We start from the raw sequence: 18,573 nt of genomic DNA, 5'->3' as shown, positions 1-18,573 counted from the left end.
GAAATATGATGGCTGATAGTAAAAGAGCTGAGTTCTAACCACAAGTAAAACCCTTTAAGCTTTACTCACTAAAAACACAGCGGCGGTCACGTCGGCCTGTGAAACCAAAGGAGTCACTATGTTCAAGCAAAGCTTAATTGCCGTAGCACTCGTTAGCGTATTTAGCCAAGGCGTTATGGCATCAGACAGTAAAGGTCAGATCTTGGTGTTGTTATCAAGCGAAAGCGAAATGCAGCTGCAAGAGGGTAAAACCATTAGTACCGGTTATTACTTAAATGAGTTTGGCGTACCGGCTGATGCTTTTATTCAAGCCGGCTATGAGTTGGTGCTAGCTACGCCAAAAGGTAATGCGCCGGTGGTCGATCAAAAATCAGTCACCACCGACTATTTTGGTGGCAGTGCTGCTGAAATGCAGCGTATCAAAGAGGTTATTGCCGCGATCCCTGGCATCGACGATACCTTGTCGCTGCGTGAAATTTTAGACGGCGGTTTAGCGCAGTATAAAGCGGTGTTTATTCCAGGTGGTCATGCGCCTTTAATTGATTTAGCTAACAATCCTGAAGTCGGCAAAATACTGACGCATTTTAATGCTAACGCTAAGCCTACTGCGGCCATTTGTCATGGGCCGATAGCGTTATTGTCACCCCAACAAAACCCAATGGCTTTTCAGCAAGGTTTAATTGAGCAAACTAACCCTAAAGCCAGTGACTGGATTTATGCCGGCTACAAGATGACCATTTTCTCGAACAGTGAAGAAGCGGTATTTGAAGGCTCACTTGACGGCAAAAAGCTGCAGTATTACCCAGGCCAGGCCATGCAGCAGGCCGGTGGCAATATGCAGTATGCTGCTGATTGGACATCGAATGTGGTGGTAGACCGCGAGCTGATTACTGGGCAAAACCCTTTTTCGGATAAAGCCCTTGCTGCCGAAGTATTAAAGCAATTAGCCGCTAAGTAATGTTAACTGCTGGCCAGCGAGCCAGCAGTATTCCCCTTATTTTGGAGTAATGATGTTAAATTTTAATTTTAAAAATCAAACAGAAATCTTATTTGGTAAAGGTCAAATTAAAGAAGCGAAAAGTCGTTTACCACAAGATGCCAAGGTGCTGTTTTTATATGGTGGTGGCTCGATTAAACGCAACGGCGTTTATGATGACGTGATAGCGTTACTAGATGGCGTAAATTTTCATGAATTTGCAGGGGTTGAACCCAACCCGACCCTAGAAACCTTAATGCAAGCTGTCGAGTTAGTGCGAGCCAAAAACATTAACTTTATTTTAGCTGTCGGCGGCGGCAGTGTGATTGACGGTGCTAAGTTTATTGCAGCAGCAGCCCATTTCAAGGGTGAGCCGTGGGATATTCTGGCCAAAGGCGCGGCCTTTGCACATGCCTTACCCATTGGTGCCGTATTAACCTTACCCGCGACGGGCTCTGAGAGTAACGGTAACTCGGTTGTTACCAACAAAGCCACTGCGCAAAAACGTGCCTTTGCCTCTGATCTCGTGCAGCCAACCTTTGCAGTGTTAGATCCGGTGTATACGCTGTCGTTACCGGTCAAGCAGGTGAGTAATGGTGTGGTGGATGCCTTTGTGCATGTAATTGAACAGTATCTTACTTATCCAGTAAATGCGCCGCTGCAAGATCGTTTTGCCGAGGGTATTTTACAAACCTTAATTAGCGAAGGGCCAAAAGCCTTAGCCACACCCGATGATTACGATGTGCGTGCTAACGTGATGTGGTCGGCGACTATGGCGTTAAACGGTTTAATTGGTAAAGGCGTGCCGCAAGATTGGGCAACGCATATGATTGGTCACGAATTAACGGCGTTATTCGGGCTGGATCATGCACAAACCTTGGCGGTAGTGTTGCCGACACTGATGTATGTGCAGCGCGAGAAGAAACGTCAAAAGCTGCTGCAGTTTGGTCGGCGCGTATTTAACATCAATAATAGCTCAGAAGATGAAGTGATTGATTTAACCATCAAAGCGACGCAAGACTTCTTTGAAAACATGGGTGTTAAAACACGTTTAAGCGATTACAACTTAGCCGAAGCGGATATTGATAAATTAGTTGCCAATCTCGAGCGTAATGGCATGACGGCGTTAGGCGAGCATGGCGATATCGATTTAGCTAAAGCACGGCAGATCCTTACGCTGGCGCTTTGATACGGCTAAGTTAACTTACCGAATAAAAACAGCGGTTTTAAGCCGCTGTTTTTTTATTTATAAGTATCTCGCTTACCTCACGAAAGGTAAATTTTTCAACGGTTTGCGGGCAGCTTTTTTTCTGATAAGCGCTAAGGCTTTTGAAATCGCGCTAAGCGCGAGTGGACATAAGAGCGACATAACGCCGCTTCTGCATAATCCACAGGTATCGTTGCCGCTTCTTGTTCGCGATGATATTCAACAAAGCCCGCTCGCTGATAAGTCGCTAAGGCTGCAGGATGATCGTCCGAGCAGGTATGCACCCAGATATTCGGCGTTTCTGCATTTTTCTGCGCTTGTAACCACTGCTGCGCTAAGGCAATAGCGGCTTGGCTTAATTTAGGGCCTAGGCCTTGGCCGGTGAATGCGGGTAATAAACCAAAAAACTTTAATTCGACACTGCACTGCTTGGCCTCTGTTGAGCCAGCCACCGCACTGGGTGTACTTGGGTGTAAGTTCAGCTCGACAAAACCGGCAATACTGCCATCTTGATACAGCACCCAGGTGCGAACATCTTCATTTGCAACATGATCCAGCCATTGCTGATAATCCCAGCTTAAGCGGCTAAACCAGTGCCAAGGCGTACCTACAGCGTGAAATAAAAATTGGCTGAGCTCTGGGCTCGGTCGACGGGCTTCCATCAGCAAACAGTCGGTTGGCCAGTCGGGTAGTGACAGGGTAGGGCCTTGATACTGTAAATACCAAGTGGTGATAGGTTTGCTAGACATAAGACCATTATTTCAGTGAATAAAGTGTGCCTTATGCTAGCAAAGCTAACTGAGCAGGTAAATGTGGCAATGTCTTAATACGAGGTGTGGCAGTATTTATGCCGCGAGAGTTAAGGTAATTGCAAATGACGGCCGCCATCCAGCGCTAAGCAACGACCGGTAATATAGCGGCTATTTAGCAAGTACAACACGCTTTGTAATACTTCATCTGGGCCAGGGGCAATGCCCATTAAGGATTTTTTCAATGCTTTTTCGCGATAAGCTGCATCATCATGCTCGTTAAACATCAATAGCGCTGGGGCAATCGAATTCACTTTCACCTTAGGCGCTAACTTACGTGATAGTGATAGCGTTAAGTTTTCCAATGCGGCCTTAGAGGCAGCATAGGCTTGATGTTTGCTGCTACCGACACTGGCAACAAAGTCGGTTAAATGAATAATATCGGCAGTCTCCGTACTGGCGAGTAATTGGGGCAACAGGGCTCGATTTAACAAATAGGCGGCACGCGCATGGATATGCTGCATCGTATCAAAAACCTCTGCATCCTGCTGTAACTGGCTCAGTATATCTTGCGGCTGAGCTGTTGCGGCTTGCGGGCGATCTGCTTGCCAGCTCGAAGCATTATGAATCACCGCTCTGATCGCAGGATAGGGCGCCAGTGCTGCAATAAACGATGCCATACTGGTTAAGTCATTTAAATCGGTAGCAATACACTGCGCGCCCGCTTGTTGCAGCTCACGGATGCCCGTTGTCATTTTGCGGTAAGTCACCACCAGTTGATAGCCATGTTCAAGCAATGCCTTGGCACAATATAACCCGACACGTTGGCCGGCACCGGTAATGACAATGATGCCTTTATCTGAGGAAGCCTGAGAAACGGTGCTGCTTTGCATATAAAAAACCCTATGAAAACGCTAAAAAAGCCTTATACGCGATAAAGTGTTGTTGGGTTTTGCTGTTAAAACAACCGCGAAATTGACGAAGTGCGAAGAAGTGAGCTGAATAACCGTAGCAGCGAAGCGCCTGCTACGGTTTCATCAATCTAAGCCGCCTAAAAAATACCTTGTGCTGCACGGCTGAGTTGATGGTTAATCATTAACGATAGAAGGCTTCAACTGTGCCTTTTAGGGTCATTAATAGGGGTTGGCCACGACGGTCTAATGCCTTGCCAGCCGCCACTTTTACCCAACCTTCGCTGATACAATATTCTTCTACATCAAAGCGCTCTTTGCCATTTAATCGAATACCGATGTCGTGTTCAAAAATAGCTTCAACATAGAAACGGCTGCGAGGATTAACAGAAAGGTGGTCCGGTAAGTCTGGGCGTGCGGTCGTATCGTTCATAGCAGTGCTCTGTCTGAAATTAGTTGGGCGCCATTGTATGCAAAGCGGCGATCTCGCTCAAGTGTGTTGGTAAGAAACAGCTTACACATTACCAAAAGTGGGGAATACAAAAATAGGACGCAAAGTCTGTGTTATGGTTGTGACAACGGATGTTTAATGATTGACGGCATGACTGACGCCTACAAAAACATCCTTTTCGTATGAAAGTCGAGTAAATGAAAGAATCTGTCATAGTGATTTAAGCAAAGGCCTGATGGTGGATGATAAGTATGCGGCTTTTAATGAGGTTAGTGGGGGCTTTGTGTCTGATACTGGTTATCGGTATCGTGATATACATGGCATTACATCGTGTACCTGATCGTACCGTCGAACAACTTCGAGTGCGCTGGGCGCAAGCACCTTCTCAATTTGTTGATGTGGCTGGCATGCAGCTGCATCTGCGGGATGAGGGCCCTCGCGACGATCCCACCCCTATTGTACTGATACATGGAACCAGTTCTTCGCTGCACACTTGGGATGGCTGGGTGCATGCGTTAAAAGACCAGCGTCGTGTCATTCGATTTGATTTACCTGGTTTTGGTTTAACTGGCCCTTCAGCTGATAACAACTATAGTATTGAAAACTATGCACGAATTGTTATAGCCCTACTCGATGAGTTGCAACTAGAGCAAGTGGTGATCGTGGGCAACTCTTTAGGGGGTAATGTGGCCTGGGCGACGGCGGTGCTTTATCCACAACGTATAAAAAAACTGGTGCTGGTTGATGCCAGTGGTTATCCAAATCAAGCGCAGTCTGTACCTATTGGCTTTATGATTGCCCGTATTCCTCTATTAAACAAACTGATGGAGCAGGTTTTACCGCGTAGCGTTATAGAAAGTAGCGTGAAGAATGTTTATGGTGATCCTGCCTTAGTCACGGCTGAACTGATTGATCGTTATTTCGAGCTTACTACTCGAGCGGGTAATCGTCAGGCTTTAAGTCAGCGTTTGCGGCAAACACAAACCGAGTCGTTAGTGAACCGAATTAAGGATCTGAAGTTGCCAACACTGATTATTTGGGGAGACCGCGATCGTCTTATTCCACCTGCTATGGCTGATCGCTTTCATCAGGATATTGTTGGGAGTCAATTGGTGCGTTTTAATAGGTTGGGTCATGTGCCACAGGAAGAAGATCCCAGCAGTACGGTAACTGTTTTTAAGCAGTTTTTGGCTGATGCAAACCAGACCGCAACACGACTATCTGACAAGGTCGATTGAGCTTTTTTGATGGTTAATTAAAGTCTTAGCAATTAAAACCAGATGATATGCAAAAGGAGCGCTGCTTTTGAACGGTAAACATTGTCCCATTTGCAACAAGGATATTGGCGTTTTAGCCATTATGAAAGCGGCATTCCCTACACGGATAGCCTGTCCGCACTGTAAAAGCGGCTTAGTTTATAAGCCTTTTCCGTGGTTGTTGACCAGCATCTGTCTCGCTATTTACTTGGCGTTATTGCTCTTGATTATCTTGCTGTATCAACCAGTCTTTTTTATTGATCATCCTTTAGCATTATTGATTCAAATAGGCTTTGCTTTGCTGCTATGGATACCGTTTGAGCTATTTTTAGCAAAAGTACTCAGAAGTCAATCTGTCTTATCGGCAAAATAAAAATACAACATTGGCTGAAATAAGCCGGCTTTAAGGTGTGAATGATGAATCAAATTAATCCGAATAAATTGCTCAAGAGCAAATGGACAGCAATAAAACCGATAAACAAAGAAAAGCATTTTATGGTTAATGAAGTCGAGTTTGATGAAGAGGGGAATGTGCTTGCTTGCACGATAGAAGCGGTGATGTCGAAGCGTTCAATGCCTATTCAATGGCAAGAATTAAAAGACATTCGGATTTGGCAACAAGGCTGGAAGTAGTCGCCTTCATTTGCTGACCATGCTGGTAATTAAGCCAACCTTTGCCATACTTGTTTAAATAATAAGCGACCATGAGTTGTCGTTTATTCAGTTAACAGTGATGGTAGTGGATAATCAGGATAAATTATTAATAACAACTAACCCGCCCGATGTCGAGCTTACCGCTCAGACGTTACAGGCGGGTTTTTGTTTAAGTGATATTACCGTTCTGCCTGAGAAAGGGTTTGTGGTGGTCAATGGCGAGTACCGACATTTATCCGCTAAAGCATTTGAAGTGCTGTTACAGTTAGCGCTGCATGCTGAAGAAATCGTACCGCAACAACAGATATTGTTGGCAGTTTGGGCTGATGCCGATGCACCTAAGGCAAATTTAACCCATGCGATTAGTGAGATCCGGCATGTATTAGGGGATCATAAAGAATGCCCGGTGTTTATTCAAACCCTACCTCGGCGTGGGTATCGCTTGCTCACGCCACTGCAATCTCATCCTACTCCCAGCGCAGCCAATGCACCACCACTGATAGAGCGGCGAAGCCAAACTGTCGTGGTAAATCGGCATTGGTCGTGGTTGATGTCACTATTTCGCGGCAGTCGGCTGTTTAGTGTAAGCGTGGCGTTTCTAGTCAGTGTTTGGTTATTTATTCAGGTTATGGCCATCACCTTTCCGCTTATGAATATCTCGGCGACAGGCATGAAGCTGACTTTACTGGTCTTGCTGGTAGGTTTTCCGGTGGTGTTGTTGATTACCTGGGTAGGTGACTTACGCGAGCGCAAAAGACGGATGGCTTTGTCGAATAATCCACAGCAACGGCAGTTTTGGCGGCGGCAATTAGCCGTCGATTTAGGTTTTTTGTTGCTGTCGTTTACGGCGGTGTGGTTGTTAGGTCGCTCAATAAAGTTGGCCATTGATGATGATGTGCAGCAAGCCCCGGCTATTGTGCAGCAAACCGTGGCTCTGGCGCCTATCGCAAACTCCTTAGCCATTTTGCCGTTTCAGCTGCAGCATGGCAGCAAATTAGCCGATTATCTGCTGTCGGGGATCCGTGATGAGTTAGTGTATTCCTTAACGCAACTGAATCAATTTCCGGTACTGGCCGATCGGGCAATGCAAAATATCAGTACGGATCTGAGCTATCAACAATTAGCGGAACAATTGCGGGTGGAGTATGTGCTAGAGGGGCGTATGCACATTGAGGATGAACAGTTTCAGCTGGCGATTTCGTTGGTTGAAACCGCCACTGGTATGCAGCGCTGGTCGACACGTTTAGCTCAGCCAGAGCAAGCCTTACCGACATTGCAACGCGATTTACATCGACAGGTGCAAAATGCGTTGGTGTTAGTGATGCCGCAAGTGTCCGTTAGTTTAACCGGGCGTGATTATCAAATAACCAATAACTTCAAAGCGTTTGATGCCTACATGCAGGCTCAGCAACAGCTGAAAAAATATGATGATTTGGCCAGTTTAGATACGGCTGAACAGCTGTTATTACAGGCCTTAAAGGAAGATGCTGATTTTGCATTGGCTTCAGCCAGTTTGTGTAAGGTGCATTTAGATAAATATGCCCTGACTCGACATATCGAAGAGTTCGATTTAGCCAATACCGCTTGCCAACATGCCGCGGGTTTAGCGGTTAACCAAGCAGAAGTGTATTCTGCTTTAGGCGAGCTGTACCGGTTGCGTGGTCAATACCCAGAAGCTATCGCGCAATATGAGCAAGCACTTGCCGTTAATAGCCGCTGGGTTGATGCTATTACCGGTAAGGCCAGAGTGTTAAGTGCTAAAGAGCAGTCACAAGAAGCGGAGTTGCTGTTTAATCAAGCCATCGAATTAGAGCCCGGATATTGGCAAAACTATATGCATTACGGCCGGTTCTTATATGACAATGCCAATTTTGCTGCCGCTGCGCGTCGTTTTGAGCAAGCGTCGCGCTTAAAACCAGGCAGTACCGATGTGCTAAATAGCCTTGCGGCGGCATGGTTTTTAAGCGGGCAGTTTCAGCAGGCGATAACAGTTTGGCAGCAAGTGGTGGAGTTATCGCCTGTCTCGTTATCGTTTTCTAACCTTGGCACGGCGTTATATTTTGCGGGCGATTATCTGCAAGCCGAGCAGCTCTATCGACAAGCGTTAGCCGTGAGCCCAGCGGATTACACCATTTGGACTAATCTAGCCGATGTGCTTGATGTGCAGGCGGAACGGCAACAAGAAGCGTTGGATCTGTATCAGCGGGCGCTTAGCTTAGCGCAGGGTAATTTGGTGATCAATGCTCAAGCTCAGCCGCTATTATCGCAAATTAGCCGATTACAAGCAGAGCTACAGCAATGTGAGCAAGCCCTTGATACTGAACAGCAATTACTAGCGAATAACCTGACTGACTTTTACGTGTTTTATGATTTAGCCATCGCCAACTTTACCTGCCAGCGTGCTTTACAGGGCATAACGTATTTACAGCAAGCTATCGACTTCGGTTATCCGGCCTCTTTGGTGGCGGCTGATCCAAAAATTCCCCATGAGATCTCATCTCGCCGTTCTGGAAATGCAGTATCGATTAATCAACATGAAGGAATATATAGATGAAAACCTTACTGATGTTCATGATTTTAACCGGCAGCTACTCGTTGTTTGCGGCGGATAAAGATCAGGTGTTACAAATTGAAGCGACGCCAGTTGCAGGCGGTTACTGTATTGTCGGCATTGAACCTGTCGGTGAAGATAATTGTAAAGAAAATAATGGTCAGCGTGGTCAATGTGAAGGTATCGCCAACTGTGTTTGCATAAAACCCGATAAGCATATTGAATGGCAAAGTGCCGACATAAAAGACTATCAAATTTATTTTTATGAAGATTCCCCCTTTAAACCAAATTGTAATTTAGAGTCGAATACTGAGGGTAAATTAAAATGTCGCATCAAAAATGACGCTGTGCAGCATTACGATTACGGTGTCAAAGTCGCAGGCTGTGAAGACTTTGACCCTAGGATCATTATTAAGTAAGCTGTTTTCATTATAGTGATTTATGCTGCAGCCGCGTTGCTGCAGCAAATTGTACTATTGCCTAATGTCATATTCTGGGAGGCGATATTGAACAATGCACTTGAAGGATTGTTATTAGCGCTGTCGATGGATCCGCTGTTAGATAGCGATCATCGCTCGCAAGCCGAAAGCTTGTTGTTGCAAACGTGTTTGCAGGGTATCAAGGTATCGCGGGCCAGTATTTGGCTGTATAACGATGAGAACAGTGCCATAGCGTGTAAGTTGTTGTGCACGCAACACGGCATAAGCACTCACGATCTGCCCACATTAAACCGCATAGACTACCCCAGTTATTTTGCCGAACTTGATAAAAAGCGCGTGATCACTGCGCCACATGCGCGCAGCGATCCGGCTACCTGTGAATTTAACTTGGTTTATCTTGAGCCTTGCAACATCTATTCGCTGTTAGATGTGCCGCTACGCTACAAAGGCGAGGTGATTGGCATTATTTGTTGTGAACAAACACAGCAGCCACGTTTGTGGTCGGATAGCGATGCGGCCTTTGTGGGGGCCTTGTCAGACTTGTATGGCCGTATTGTCGCCGCGGCCCAGCGTCATCGTTATCAGGTTCAACTAGAGAAAACGAATGCCCGTTTAGAAAGCCAAGTGCAAGAGCGCACACAGCACTTGCAGGCGGCATTAGATCAGTTAAAACAAACTCAGCATCATCTGATTGAATCAGAGAAAATGGCATCATTGGGTAGTTTAGTGGTGGGCGTAGCGCACGAAATTAATACACCGATTGGCGTTGGGCTTACGGCGAATAGCCATAGCCAATATGTGTTGGAAAAAGTACAGCGTACCGTTGAAACCGGTGGCATCACCAAGCAATCTTTAAAAAGTGCTGTGACCGATTTATTGCAATCGTGCAATATCGTAGAGCGCAATTTAGAGCGTGCAGCTGGGCTGATCCAACAATTTAAACAAACGGCTTTAGATCAAGCGCATTTTGAATTGCACGCGATCGACATTGACGATTATATTTCTGCGCTGAGTAGTACCTTGCAACCATTTTGTCACCAACATCAGGTTGAGTTGCAGTTACAGCTGAGTAGCGGCTTGTCTTTAAACACTTTTCCAGGTGCCTTAGCGCAAGTCATCACCAATTTAGTCACGAATGCTTGCTTACATGCGTTCGAGCACTCGACGCAGCCCGCGTTAGTTAACATTAGTAGTCGGGTATCTGCCGATCAACAGCTGTGCATTGTGGTCAGTGATAATGGTTGCGGCATTCCGCGCAGCCATCAACAAAAAATCTTTGACCCTTTTTTTACCACTAAGCGTGGGCGAGGTGGCACGGGCTTAGGTTTATCGATTGTCTACAATATTGTTAAACAGCACTTAAAAGGTGAGTTAAGCCTGCACTCTGAGCCTGCTCAAGGCTGTCGTTTTAGCCTGACCATTCCTAATTTGCATTAAAGTGCGGTTGGCCACCCCACGCCGCAATGTTCTGGCTAAAGAGCTGTGAAAGCGGCTTGCGGTTGCGTTTAAGGCAAAGTCCACAATAAGCGCGCGCCTGCCAAGAATAGCAAGCTGTAGATCAGCGGAATAATAATGCGTTCAGGCAGGCGTTTTTTTAAATAAACGCCCAGTTTTATTGCGATAAAGCTCAAGGGTAACAGCGGTAACACTTGATAGAGGTGTTGCAGGGTTAATTGACCTTGCCAAATATACGCCGGTACTTTTAGCCAATTGGTTAAGGCAAAAAATACCGCTGCCGTGCCCAGGTATGTTGTGTAAGGCAGCTGTCGCGCCAGTAAATAAATTTTTATTGGCGGTCCACCGGCATGCAATAACGTTGAGCTCAGCCCGGCGACAAAGCCTAAAATACCCCCTCCTAAGCTATTGGCTAACCAGGTTGCCGCTTTACCCCGTTGTAAAAAGTAATTTAGCGCAAATAGCACACTGGCGGCCCCCACTAAGCCTTGTAGAAAAGCCGTATTCAATTTGCCAAGTAACAAGGCGCCAACCAAGATACCGCCTAGTGCAGCGGGTAACAGCCGTTTTAAGTCAACCAGACTCCATTGCCGCCAGTATTGATGCAAGGTTAAGGCGTCAGCGGCAATTAATAACGGTAAGAGTAGAGAGAGTGCTGTTGGGGCTTCAAAGCTCAGTAATAGCAGCGGTAAAGCCAGTAAGCCAAGGCTACCTGCAAAGGCGGCTTTGGAGATGCCAATCAGTAACACGGCAATGATCAACACTGCCCATTGTTCGATTAGCATAGCGTTGCGATACCGAGCTTAAGCCGGTAGATCAAACCAAATGGCATTGACAGGTCCTTGTAACACGTTGCCTTGAAGTGACGCGATCGCGGCAAGCTTGATACCATCACCGGCGGCAAGCGTTTGCTCTGCCAGCGACACTGTGCCACTGATCAGGTGCAGATAATACGCTCTGCCAGCAACAACTGGCAACTCAAATGCGTCACGTTCGGTTAAACGAAGCTGTGCCACCTTGGCGTCTTGTCTTATCTGCAAAGTGCCATTGCGGCCATCTGGCGTAATCACCCATGTTAAGCCAAGTGCTTGGCCAAAGTCTTTTTGTTGATAGCGTGGTTCACCCTCTTGTTGGTTGGGTTCAATCCAAATCTGCAAAAACGTTAATGGCGCGGTTTTACTGGCATTATATTCGCTGTGTTGAATGCCTTTGCCCGCACTCATCAGTTGGAACTCGCCGGCCGGTAAAATTTTTTCATTACCCGCAGAATCTTTATGCGCGATATGACCGTCGAGCACATAGCTGATGATTTCCATATTGCGATGACCATGCGTACTAAAGCCTGCCCCTGCGATCACCCTGTCATCGTTGATCACGCGTAAAGCTGAAAACCCCATCTGCTTAGGGTTATAGTAATGACCAAATGAAAAGCTATGTTTGCTGGTTAGCCAGCCAAATTGTGCTTGTCCGCGCTCTGCTGAACGAATAATCTCTAACATGTTAATCTCCGCTAATCAGGTTGCAGGGCCCTGTGGTTTGCGTTGGCCTTGCATCGTTATGTTGCTAGTTTAAGCGGTGGCCTTAAACAAATACATTGGAATAAATATGATGAATCTTACGGTTAATTAGATGGTAACAGCGAATATGCTTACTTTGCGGGTGTTGTGGTTAACGGTTTTGGCATTACTGGCTTTTGCGGGAAATAGTTTATTGAATCGAGCTGCATTTAGTCATACTAGTATTGATGCGACAAGTTTTACCTTAGTGCGGATCCTATCTGCGGCACTGCTGTTATACGTGTTATTAAGAGTGCGTCGACCGCTACGGCAGCCTGCGGGCAGTTGGCTCGGTGCGGGCTACTTATTTGCCTATGCGGCGTTATTTTCTTTTGCTTATATACAGTTGGATACCGCCACCGGGGCGTTATTGTTATTTGGCGCCGTGCAATTAACCATGCTAGCGTTGGGTGTAAAACAATTAACTCAGGTTAGCGGTTGGCAATGGGCTGGCGCAGGCTTGGCCCTGGCAGGGATTGGCTGGTTATTGCTGCCAGGCGCCAGTGCGCCAGAACCCCTGTCAGCCTTCTTCATGTTATGTGCGGGTGCCGCATGGGGATTGTATTCCTTACTGGGCCAACGCGCGGGTGATGCTGCGGCAAACACTGCGGGCAATTTTTTAAGGGCGAGTCCACTGGCATTGGTGCTGAGTGTGCTATTTTGGCCGAACCTGCAATGGGATCCCTATGGTGTGCTGCTGGCGCTGATCAGTGGCGCTATTACTTCTGGTTTAGGTTACTACATTTGGTATCGGGTATTGCCAGCCTTATCAGCGTTACAAGCTGCATCGGTACAATTGGCAGTCCCTGTTTTGGCTGCCATACTGGGTATAGTGTTGTTAAATGAACCATTAACGCTACGTTTAGTGTCCGCTGCAGCTGTCGTACTCTGTGGTTTAGGCTTGGTCTTATTGAGTAAAAATCGCGCTTAATCCGCTAAAGTATCCGCCTTTTGCGGCACGTTCGCGTGTAAAGCTTGCTCGGGCAAACTGGTGAGCTTGCTGGATTTACGGTATGCTGTAACAGGGTATTGGCCAAGCTAAGTAGTTGCCATGCCAGCAAAAAAGGAATCGATATGCGATCTGTAAATTGGCAAAATGGTTGGCGGCAAACGATAGATTTTGTTCGAGCCTATGCCCAGCGTTGTAAGCAAGATCAGTTGTCTGTGATGGGCGGCTATTTGGCTTATATCTCATTACTGTCTTTGGTGCCCATGGTCACCGTGATGTTTTCTATGCTCAGCGCCTTTCCGATGTTCGCGCAGTTTCGCACGAACTTAGAGCAGTTTATTTACGCGAATGTGATCCCTTCTCGCGGCGAAGAAATTCAAACCTATCTCACGAAATTTATTGGCAACACCGGCAGTATGACCGCTATCGGTATTTTGGCTTTAGTCTGTGTGGCGTTATTGTTGATCCACAACATTGATAAAACCTTGAATAAAATTTGGCGCGTGACGAAACGACCACGTTTAATCATTTCGTTTTCTATTTATTGGATGATTTTAACGCTAGGCCCCATTTTAGTCGGCTTGTCGATCGGTATGACCTCCTACTTGGTCCGACTGAGCAGTTTTGCCGATGATTACACGCCTGGTTTTTCGACCATCGTCCTTGGCTTAGTGCCTTACGCCATGTCGTTAATCGCCTTTTTTATCTTGTATTTGGTGGTGCCGAATATCAAAGTGCGGCTTAAACATGCCTTGCTCGGGGCGTTATTGGCCACCGTATTATTTGAATTATCGAAGCGCGGCTTTGCTATTTATGTGACGCACTTTCCAACCTATCAAACGATTTATGGTGCTTTAGCCTTATTACCTATTTTGTTCGTTTGGGTGCATTTATCGTGGATGGTTGTATTGCTTGGTGCAGAATTAACGGCGTTATTGCAACAACGTGAAGAGGGGGTGTGTGAAGAAGGCGATGATTGTGCGGTCCCCGATCAGGATGAAGCGCCTCCCACCACTATTGATACCGAGCGCTTAACATGAAGGCATTAATTCAACGCGTGAGTTCGGCCAAGGTTGAGATTGAACACACAACAGTGGGTGCTATTGAGCAAGGTTTATTGGTGCTGCTTGGCGTAGAGGCGACAGATAGTGCTGCTGATGTGCAAAAGTTGGCCGAAAAAGTCTGTCGTTATCGAGTGTTTAGCGATGATCAAGGCAAAATGAATTTGAACGTGCAACAGGCCGGCGGAGCCTTGCTGGTTGTTTCTCAATTTACGCTAGCGGCGGATACACGTTCGGGTTTAAGACCGAGTTTTACCCCAGCAGGCAGCCCGCAACTGGCAGAGCAGCATTATCAGGCTTTTTGCCAGGCTTGCCAAACGCTTGGCCTTAAGGTGGCGACAGGGCGTTTTGGCGCGAATATGCAGGTGAGCTTGGTCAATGATGGGCCGGTAACTTTTTTATTGGAGAGTCGTTAAATCGATGAACGCGAACTTACTGAATCAGCGCTGGCAATTGCGCAGCCCAGAGAGCGCCGCCGACTGGCAAGCCTATTACCAATTACGTTGGCAAATTTTACGGGCGCCATGGTTACAAGCCCTAGGTAGTGAGCGCGACGAATTAGAGCAAGACGCTTACCATCTGATGCTCACTAACGCAGCCGGCGAGTTAATTGCGGTGGGGCGGTTACATCAAGTCGATGCCGAAACGGCACAAGTGCGTTATATGGCGGTGGCTTCTGAATGGCAAGGCCAGGGCGCAGGTGCCACAGTGTTACAAGGCTTGGAGCATTATGCGATAAGCCAAGGGTATAAAAAGCTGCTGCTAAACGCTCGCGATAGCGCCTTACCTTTTTACTTACGCCAGCAATATCAGGTGTTGGGCTCGGCCCCCAGCATGTTTGGCATTGTACATCAACGCATGAGTAAAACGCTGACGCTAGCCGGCACTGACAGCGAGTTCCGCCAGTGGTGTGCAGATTTGCAACAGACATGGCACAGCACTATTCCGTTAAGCCAGTTTATGCAATTACAGATCACCTCTTTTGATGGTTTTAGTTTGCAATGTCAGGCGCCATTGGCACCGAATATTAATCTGCATCAGACCATGTTTGCTGGCAGTATTTATACCTTAGCAACCTTAACCGGCTGGGGCATGTTGTATCTTCAGTTGCAAAGTTTAGGCTTAGCCGGCGCGCAGGTGTTAGCCGAGGGTAATATTCGTTATTTACAACCGGTGCGTTCGACCCCCACTGCGCGTTGTCATTTAGCCGATGTGCGGGGCGATCTCAGTACCTTAGCCAGTGGTCGCAGAGTACGCCAGCAGATCACCGTAGATATTTTCGCCGATGAGCAGCATTGTGCGCAGTTTGTGGGTTTGTATGCCGTATTACCTGAGCAAAGCGATGACTAACAAGGTCGTCATTATTGGATGTGGTTGGCTAGGGCAGCAATTGGCGAGGCCTTTAGTGCATGCCGGTTATCAAGTATTCGGTAGCCGTCAATCGAGTGCCAGTGCGGCAGCATTACCTGAGCCTATCCAAGGTTTCACGCTGGCTTTAAATCAACCACTACTTGAGAGCGACAGGTTATTGGCAATGCTGGCGGATGCGTGGGTGATTTGCAGTATTGCACCGGGTCGAGCCTCGCCTTCGGGCTATGTCAGTGCGCTGCAGCAGCTAGCCATGCTTTGCCAACAAGCCGGTTTTAGAGGGGGCATCCACTTTAGTTCTACAGGTGTGTATCAGGGAGTCGATGGTCATCTTAATGAACAGACCACGCTGTCTGAAACTCAGCCTCGAGCGGTGTTGCTGGCCGAGGGGGAACAGGCTTTACAACAGCAAGGTAATTGGCTGACGTTGCGTTTAGGCGGCCTAATGGGGCCAGGGCGTCATCCGGCACGTTTTACCCAAGGTAAACGGCTTGCTGATGCGCAGCAACCGGTGAATATGCTGCACAGTGCTGAGGTGGTGCAGGCTGTTTTAGCTCTGCTGCCCGTTTGGCCTTTAAGCCAGCCTTGTTATAACTTAAGCTCGCCCGCTCTGGTGAGCAAGCAGGCATTTTATCATGCGGCAACAGCTGCTCTTGGGCTGCCAGACAGTGCTTTTGATACTGAAACGGCAGCGCCATGGCGCAAAGTTGAGAGCCTAGCAATAGAGCGAGATACGCCTTTTCGTTATCGCTATCGTGATGCGCGTGATGCGCTGGCCGATTGTTAGTAAGCCTGTCTCAAATTTTAAACTTCGCAGCAGCAAGCTGTAACTGTTCGGCCAACGCTGCCACTTCGGCACTGTGGTTAAGGGTTTCTTCAGCTTGTGCGGCACTGGTTTGCGCCAGCCCGACCATTTCATGCATATTATCGTTAATCGACTGCCCTAAGGCTAATTGACTGGCACTGGCGCTTGTAACCGCTTCGCTTATTTTCAAAGTTTCATGGATCGCTGCTGCCACTTGCTGCAAGGCGTTGACTAATTCAGCCATGGTTTGCACACAGTTTTCCGCATCGGTTGTTCCCGCGGTGACGGCCGTTACGGCTTGTTTAGTTTGTTGCTGCAAATGTTCAATCATCTGGCGTATTTCACTGGTCGCTTGCTGCGTGCGGCTTGCTAAAGAGCGAACTTCATCGGCCACTACGGCAAAGCCGCGACCTTGTTCGCCGGCTCTGGCCGCTTCGATGGCGGCGTTTAACGCTAATAAGTTGGTCTGTTCGGCAATGCTGCTAATGGTGGTTAAGATGCCCCCAATGTTGGTCGACTCCGAACTGACTTTGTTAATTAAGCTGCTGGTATTCACCAATTGCCCAGCCAATTTGCTGATACGTTCGCTGTTTTCATCTGCCAGCGTATTAATTTGTTGGCTTTGTTGCAGCGCCAATTGCATGGCTTGGCCAGTTTCTGCCGCATGCTCTGCGACCGCTTGCGTATTATCGGCTAATTGTTCGGTAATACTGTTCACCGCACCAATTTGCTGCTGTTGTTGCTGTAACGATTGGTTAATATCACTGACGGCACGGGTAGAGCGACTGGCAGTGTTATTCAGCGCACGGGCATTGTGCTGGATATTATTAATTAAGCCGCTAAGGGCACTGATGAGGCTGTTAACCTTAGCCGAGAGGCTGCCAAATTCATCTTGTTGTTTAATCATCAGTTGCCGGGTGAGATCGCCTTGTGCGATATAGCCCAGTATATGGTTGATACCTTTAAGCGGTTTGATCATGGCATTAATAGTGAAATAGGCGATAGTAAAAGCCAGCACGACTAAAATGACCAAAATAATAGTGGTGCGCTGGCTGCCAGAGTTTAATTGGCTGGAAACTTGCTGTTGTAGCTCAGTAAATTGCTGATCTGCGGCTTGTACCACTTGATCTAAGCTATTCAGCGCTTGCTCAATTTGTTGCTCTGCTTGATTCAGTTGTAAACGTGCCTGCTGTAAGGCCGTGACATGCTGTTTTTTCAGTTGGCTTAAATTCGTTTCTTTGTCGAAAGCCGTATTTAAGTTTTGCCAATTTTCAGCAAATTGCTGCCATAAACCTTGGCTGTTGATGCCTTGTACTAATTGCGCTAAATAATCGACATTGACCTGCATATCACTGACCGCAAATTCAATATTTTGCTCGTTCGGTGCAAATTGTGCGTAGTCACTGTAACCTGCGGTTTCGCGCAGCGTGTTAATTAACCCTACCAGTTGCCCGTCTAAACGCGCAGCCGTGCCGGCAACGATGGCGGCCAGTTGTTTATCGCGAGGCAACTCTAATTCAGATAATTCAATTAAGCTAGCGCCGGCTTCATCTAACAGGATTTCTAACTCAGCTAATTCACTGTTGAGTTGCTGCTGGTAGCTCAGGCTACTTAAACGCGCTTGAAACATTTTTGCGGCGGCATCCGTGTAACCTTTGGCAAACTCGGTGGCTTGTTGCAGGTTTTGTTGCAGCGCACTGTCTACATTAAGCTGGGTAAAGCCTTCTGTTAGCTCAGCAAAAGCACGTTGTGCTTGTAGGAACTGCTGCTGTTGGCGTTCAATGGCATTTTGTTGTTCCGCATTAAACCCTGCAGCGGATAAGCGGGCCAGTTTTAATAATTGAATTTGCGCTAAATTGCTTTGTTGTTGTGCGGGCAACGCTTGTTCATTGACCTGAGTATTGGCACTGGTGATGCTACGAAAAATGCCCAGCGCTGAGATGCTAGCAAACAGTAATAACAAGGTGATAAAGGCAAAACCAATACTCACTTTATGTGCAACTTTTAATTTCATGCTGAGATACTCTGCTTGAAGAAACTTATTATCTTTCTTATCGTTTCAACTTAGCAGTTTTTAGCACACTGGTCTAGCCAGCAGCGCAGTCTGGCTAGACCTAACCTTGTGCAAAAGGTAAACCCAGTGCACGAAAAAGCACTGGGTAGTGTTAATAACGATTAGTTTAG

General features: G+C 47.1%; 19 protein-coding genes. 13 read left to right on the top strand and 6 right to left on the bottom strand.

What is annotated here, in order from left to right:
* The first annotated feature begins 118 nt into the window (after nucleotides 1–118).
* Both L1N97_RS15735 and L1N97_RS15730 read left to right on the top strand, forming a co-directional pair.
* Nucleotides 119–958, top strand: a complete 840-nt coding sequence (locus L1N97_RS15735; RefSeq protein WP_236130456.1) for a type 1 glutamine amidotransferase domain-containing protein — start codon at nucleotides 119–121, stop codon at nucleotides 956–958.
* Nucleotides 959–1,010: 52 nt separating this feature from the next.
* The gene (locus tag L1N97_RS15730) at nucleotides 1,011–2,165 is read left to right on the top strand and encodes an iron-containing alcohol dehydrogenase (protein ID WP_236130455.1); all 1,155 of its coding nucleotides are present in this window, start codon (nucleotides 1,011–1,013) and stop codon (nucleotides 2,163–2,165) included.
* Nucleotides 2,166–2,296: 131 nt separating this feature from the next.
* Here L1N97_RS15730 and L1N97_RS15725 read toward each other — a convergent pair whose 3' ends face one another.
* The 3 genes from L1N97_RS15725 to L1N97_RS15715 all read right to left on the bottom strand — a co-directional run bounded on the left by L1N97_RS15725 (nucleotide 2,297) and on the right by L1N97_RS15715 (nucleotide 4,276).
* Nucleotides 2,297–2,932: a GNAT family N-acetyltransferase gene (locus L1N97_RS15725; protein ID WP_236130454.1), complete on the bottom strand. Its 636-nt coding sequence runs from the start codon at nucleotides 2,930–2,932 to the stop codon at nucleotides 2,297–2,299.
* Between the two features lie 110 nt (nucleotides 2,933–3,042).
* Complete coding sequence (folM, locus tag L1N97_RS15720) at nucleotides 3,043–3,825, bottom strand: dihydromonapterin reductase (RefSeq protein WP_236130453.1); 783 nt, start codon at nucleotides 3,823–3,825, stop codon at nucleotides 3,043–3,045.
* Nucleotides 3,826–4,027: 202 nt separating this feature from the next.
* Nucleotides 4,028–4,276 (bottom strand): DUF3297 family protein, encoded by a 249-nt coding sequence (locus L1N97_RS15715; protein WP_226751022.1) that lies wholly within the window; start codon nucleotides 4,274–4,276, stop codon nucleotides 4,028–4,030.
* A 335-nt stretch (nucleotides 4,277–4,611) separates the two neighbouring features.
* Here L1N97_RS15715 and L1N97_RS15710 point away from each other — a divergent pair, with 335 nt between their 5' ends.
* The 6 genes from L1N97_RS15710 to L1N97_RS15685 all read left to right on the top strand — a co-directional run bounded on the left by L1N97_RS15710 (nucleotide 4,612) and on the right by L1N97_RS15685 (nucleotide 10,632).
* Entirely contained in the window at nucleotides 4,612–5,532 is a 921-nt protein-coding gene (locus L1N97_RS15710) for an alpha/beta fold hydrolase (RefSeq protein ID WP_236130452.1), read from the top strand.
* 67 nt (nucleotides 5,533–5,599) lie between these two features.
* Nucleotides 5,600–5,923, top strand: coding sequence for a hypothetical protein (locus L1N97_RS15705; protein WP_236130451.1), 324 nt, complete (start codon nucleotides 5,600–5,602; stop codon nucleotides 5,921–5,923).
* A gap of 44 nt (nucleotides 5,924–5,967) precedes the next feature.
* Nucleotides 5,968–6,183 (top strand): TIGR02450 family Trp-rich protein, encoded by a 216-nt coding sequence (locus L1N97_RS15700; protein WP_226751025.1) that lies wholly within the window; start codon nucleotides 5,968–5,970, stop codon nucleotides 6,181–6,183.
* Nucleotides 6,184–6,259: 76 nt separating this feature from the next.
* A complete protein-coding gene (locus L1N97_RS15695; protein ID WP_236130450.1) occupies nucleotides 6,260–8,758 on the top strand; it encodes a tetratricopeptide repeat protein in 2,499 nt (832 codons plus the stop codon).
* Nucleotides 8,755–9,174 carry a hypothetical protein gene (locus L1N97_RS15690; RefSeq protein ID WP_236130449.1) on the top strand — a complete coding sequence of 140 codons (420 nt, stop codon included), beginning with the start codon at nucleotides 8,755–8,757 and terminating at the stop codon, nucleotides 9,172–9,174. The genes L1N97_RS15695 and L1N97_RS15690 overlap by 4 nt, the downstream gene beginning before the upstream one ends.
* 87 nt (nucleotides 9,175–9,261) lie before the next feature.
* Entirely contained in the window at nucleotides 9,262–10,632 is a 1,371-nt protein-coding gene (locus L1N97_RS15685) for a GAF domain-containing sensor histidine kinase (protein ID WP_236130448.1), read from the top strand.
* Nucleotides 10,633–10,700: 68 nt separating this feature from the next.
* Here L1N97_RS15685 and L1N97_RS15680 read toward each other — a convergent pair whose 3' ends face one another.
* On the bottom strand, nucleotides 10,701–11,435 hold the full coding sequence (locus tag L1N97_RS15680; protein WP_236130447.1) for a sulfite exporter TauE/SafE family protein: 735 nt from the start codon (nucleotides 11,433–11,435) through the stop codon (nucleotides 10,701–10,703).
* A gap of 18 nt (nucleotides 11,436–11,453) precedes the next feature.
* Nucleotides 11,454–12,149, bottom strand: a complete 696-nt coding sequence (locus L1N97_RS15675) for a pirin family protein (RefSeq protein WP_236130446.1) — start codon at nucleotides 12,147–12,149, stop codon at nucleotides 11,454–11,456.
* A 130-nt stretch (nucleotides 12,150–12,279) separates the two neighbouring features.
* On the opposite strand from L1N97_RS15675, the gene L1N97_RS15670 reads away from it, so the two are divergent.
* From L1N97_RS15670 to L1N97_RS15650, 5 genes are all read left to right on the top strand, one after another.
* Entirely contained in the window at nucleotides 12,280–13,137 is an 858-nt protein-coding gene (locus tag L1N97_RS15670; RefSeq protein WP_236130445.1) for a DMT family transporter, read from the top strand.
* A gap of 143 nt (nucleotides 13,138–13,280) precedes the next feature.
* On the top strand, nucleotides 13,281–14,195 hold the full coding sequence (locus tag L1N97_RS15665; RefSeq protein ID WP_236130444.1) for a virulence factor BrkB family protein: 915 nt from the start codon (nucleotides 13,281–13,283) through the stop codon (nucleotides 14,193–14,195).
* Nucleotides 14,192–14,632, top strand: a complete 441-nt coding sequence (gene dtd, locus L1N97_RS15660) for a D-aminoacyl-tRNA deacylase (RefSeq protein WP_229587454.1) — start codon at nucleotides 14,192–14,194, stop codon at nucleotides 14,630–14,632. Before L1N97_RS15665 ends, dtd begins: the two co-directional genes overlap by 4 nt.
* Before the next feature lie 4 nt (nucleotides 14,633–14,636).
* On the top strand, nucleotides 14,637–15,566 hold the full coding sequence (locus tag L1N97_RS15655; RefSeq protein WP_236130443.1) for a bifunctional GNAT family N-acetyltransferase/hotdog fold thioesterase: 930 nt from the start codon (nucleotides 14,637–14,639) through the stop codon (nucleotides 15,564–15,566).
* Nucleotides 15,559–16,371, top strand: coding sequence for a hypothetical protein (locus L1N97_RS15650; protein WP_236130442.1), 813 nt, complete (start codon nucleotides 15,559–15,561; stop codon nucleotides 16,369–16,371). Before L1N97_RS15655 ends, L1N97_RS15650 begins: the two co-directional genes overlap by 8 nt.
* A gap of 10 nt (nucleotides 16,372–16,381) precedes the next feature.
* On the opposite strand, the gene L1N97_RS15645 is transcribed toward L1N97_RS15650, so the two are convergent.
* Entirely contained in the window at nucleotides 16,382–18,403 is a 2,022-nt protein-coding gene (locus L1N97_RS15645) for a methyl-accepting chemotaxis protein (RefSeq protein ID WP_236130441.1), read from the bottom strand.
* Nucleotides 18,404–18,573: the final 170 nt, after the last annotated feature.

Origin of the sequence: Rheinheimera sp. UJ63 (assembly GCF_021568285.1) — a bacterium.
GTDB classification, from domain to species: Bacteria; Pseudomonadota; Gammaproteobacteria; order Enterobacterales; family Alteromonadaceae; genus Alishewanella; species Alishewanella maricola.
The sequence above is the reverse complement of the archived record's forward strand: the minus strand, read 5'-3'. Positions and strand labels throughout refer to the sequence as shown.

What these genes read in the sequence shown, in the direction of transcription:
- L1N97_RS15690 (WP_236130449.1), top strand. Translation starts at nt 8,755, where the DNA reads ATGAAAACCTTACTGATGTTCATGATTTTAACCGGCAGCTACTCGTTG.
- L1N97_RS15665 (WP_236130444.1), top strand. Translation starts at nt 13,281, where the DNA reads ATGCGATCTGTAAATTGGCAAAATGGTTGGCGGCAAACGATAGATTTT.
- L1N97_RS15715 (WP_226751022.1), bottom strand. Translation starts at nt 4,276, where the DNA reads ATGAACGATACGACCGCACGCCCAGACTTACCGGACCACCTTTCTGTT.
- folM (WP_236130453.1), bottom strand. Translation starts at nt 3,825, where the DNA reads ATGCAAAGCAGCACCGTTTCTCAGGCTTCCTCAGATAAAGGCATCATT.
- L1N97_RS15730 (WP_236130455.1), top strand. Translation starts at nt 1,011, where the DNA reads ATGTTAAATTTTAATTTTAAAAATCAAACAGAAATCTTATTTGGTAAA.
- L1N97_RS15650 (WP_236130442.1), top strand. Translation starts at nt 15,559, where the DNA reads ATGACTAACAAGGTCGTCATTATTGGATGTGGTTGGCTAGGGCAGCAA.
- L1N97_RS15655 (WP_236130443.1), top strand. Translation starts at nt 14,637, where the DNA reads ATGAACGCGAACTTACTGAATCAGCGCTGGCAATTGCGCAGCCCAGAG.
- L1N97_RS15670 (WP_236130445.1), top strand. Translation starts at nt 12,280, where the DNA reads ATGGTAACAGCGAATATGCTTACTTTGCGGGTGTTGTGGTTAACGGTT.
- L1N97_RS15735 (WP_236130456.1), top strand. Translation starts at nt 119, where the DNA reads ATGTTCAAGCAAAGCTTAATTGCCGTAGCACTCGTTAGCGTATTTAGC.
- dtd (WP_229587454.1), top strand. Translation starts at nt 14,192, where the DNA reads ATGAAGGCATTAATTCAACGCGTGAGTTCGGCCAAGGTTGAGATTGAA.
- L1N97_RS15700 (WP_226751025.1), top strand. Translation starts at nt 5,968, where the DNA reads ATGAATCAAATTAATCCGAATAAATTGCTCAAGAGCAAATGGACAGCA.
- L1N97_RS15710 (WP_236130452.1), top strand. Translation starts at nt 4,612, where the DNA reads ATGGCATTACATCGTGTACCTGATCGTACCGTCGAACAACTTCGAGTG.
- L1N97_RS15725 (WP_236130454.1), bottom strand. Translation starts at nt 2,932, where the DNA reads ATGTCTAGCAAACCTATCACCACTTGGTATTTACAGTATCAAGGCCCT.
- L1N97_RS15645 (WP_236130441.1), bottom strand. Translation starts at nt 18,403, where the DNA reads ATGAAATTAAAAGTTGCACATAAAGTGAGTATTGGTTTTGCCTTTATC.
- L1N97_RS15680 (WP_236130447.1), bottom strand. Translation starts at nt 11,435, where the DNA reads ATGCTAATCGAACAATGGGCAGTGTTGATCATTGCCGTGTTACTGATT.
- L1N97_RS15675 (WP_236130446.1), bottom strand. Translation starts at nt 12,149, where the DNA reads ATGTTAGAGATTATTCGTTCAGCAGAGCGCGGACAAGCACAATTTGGC.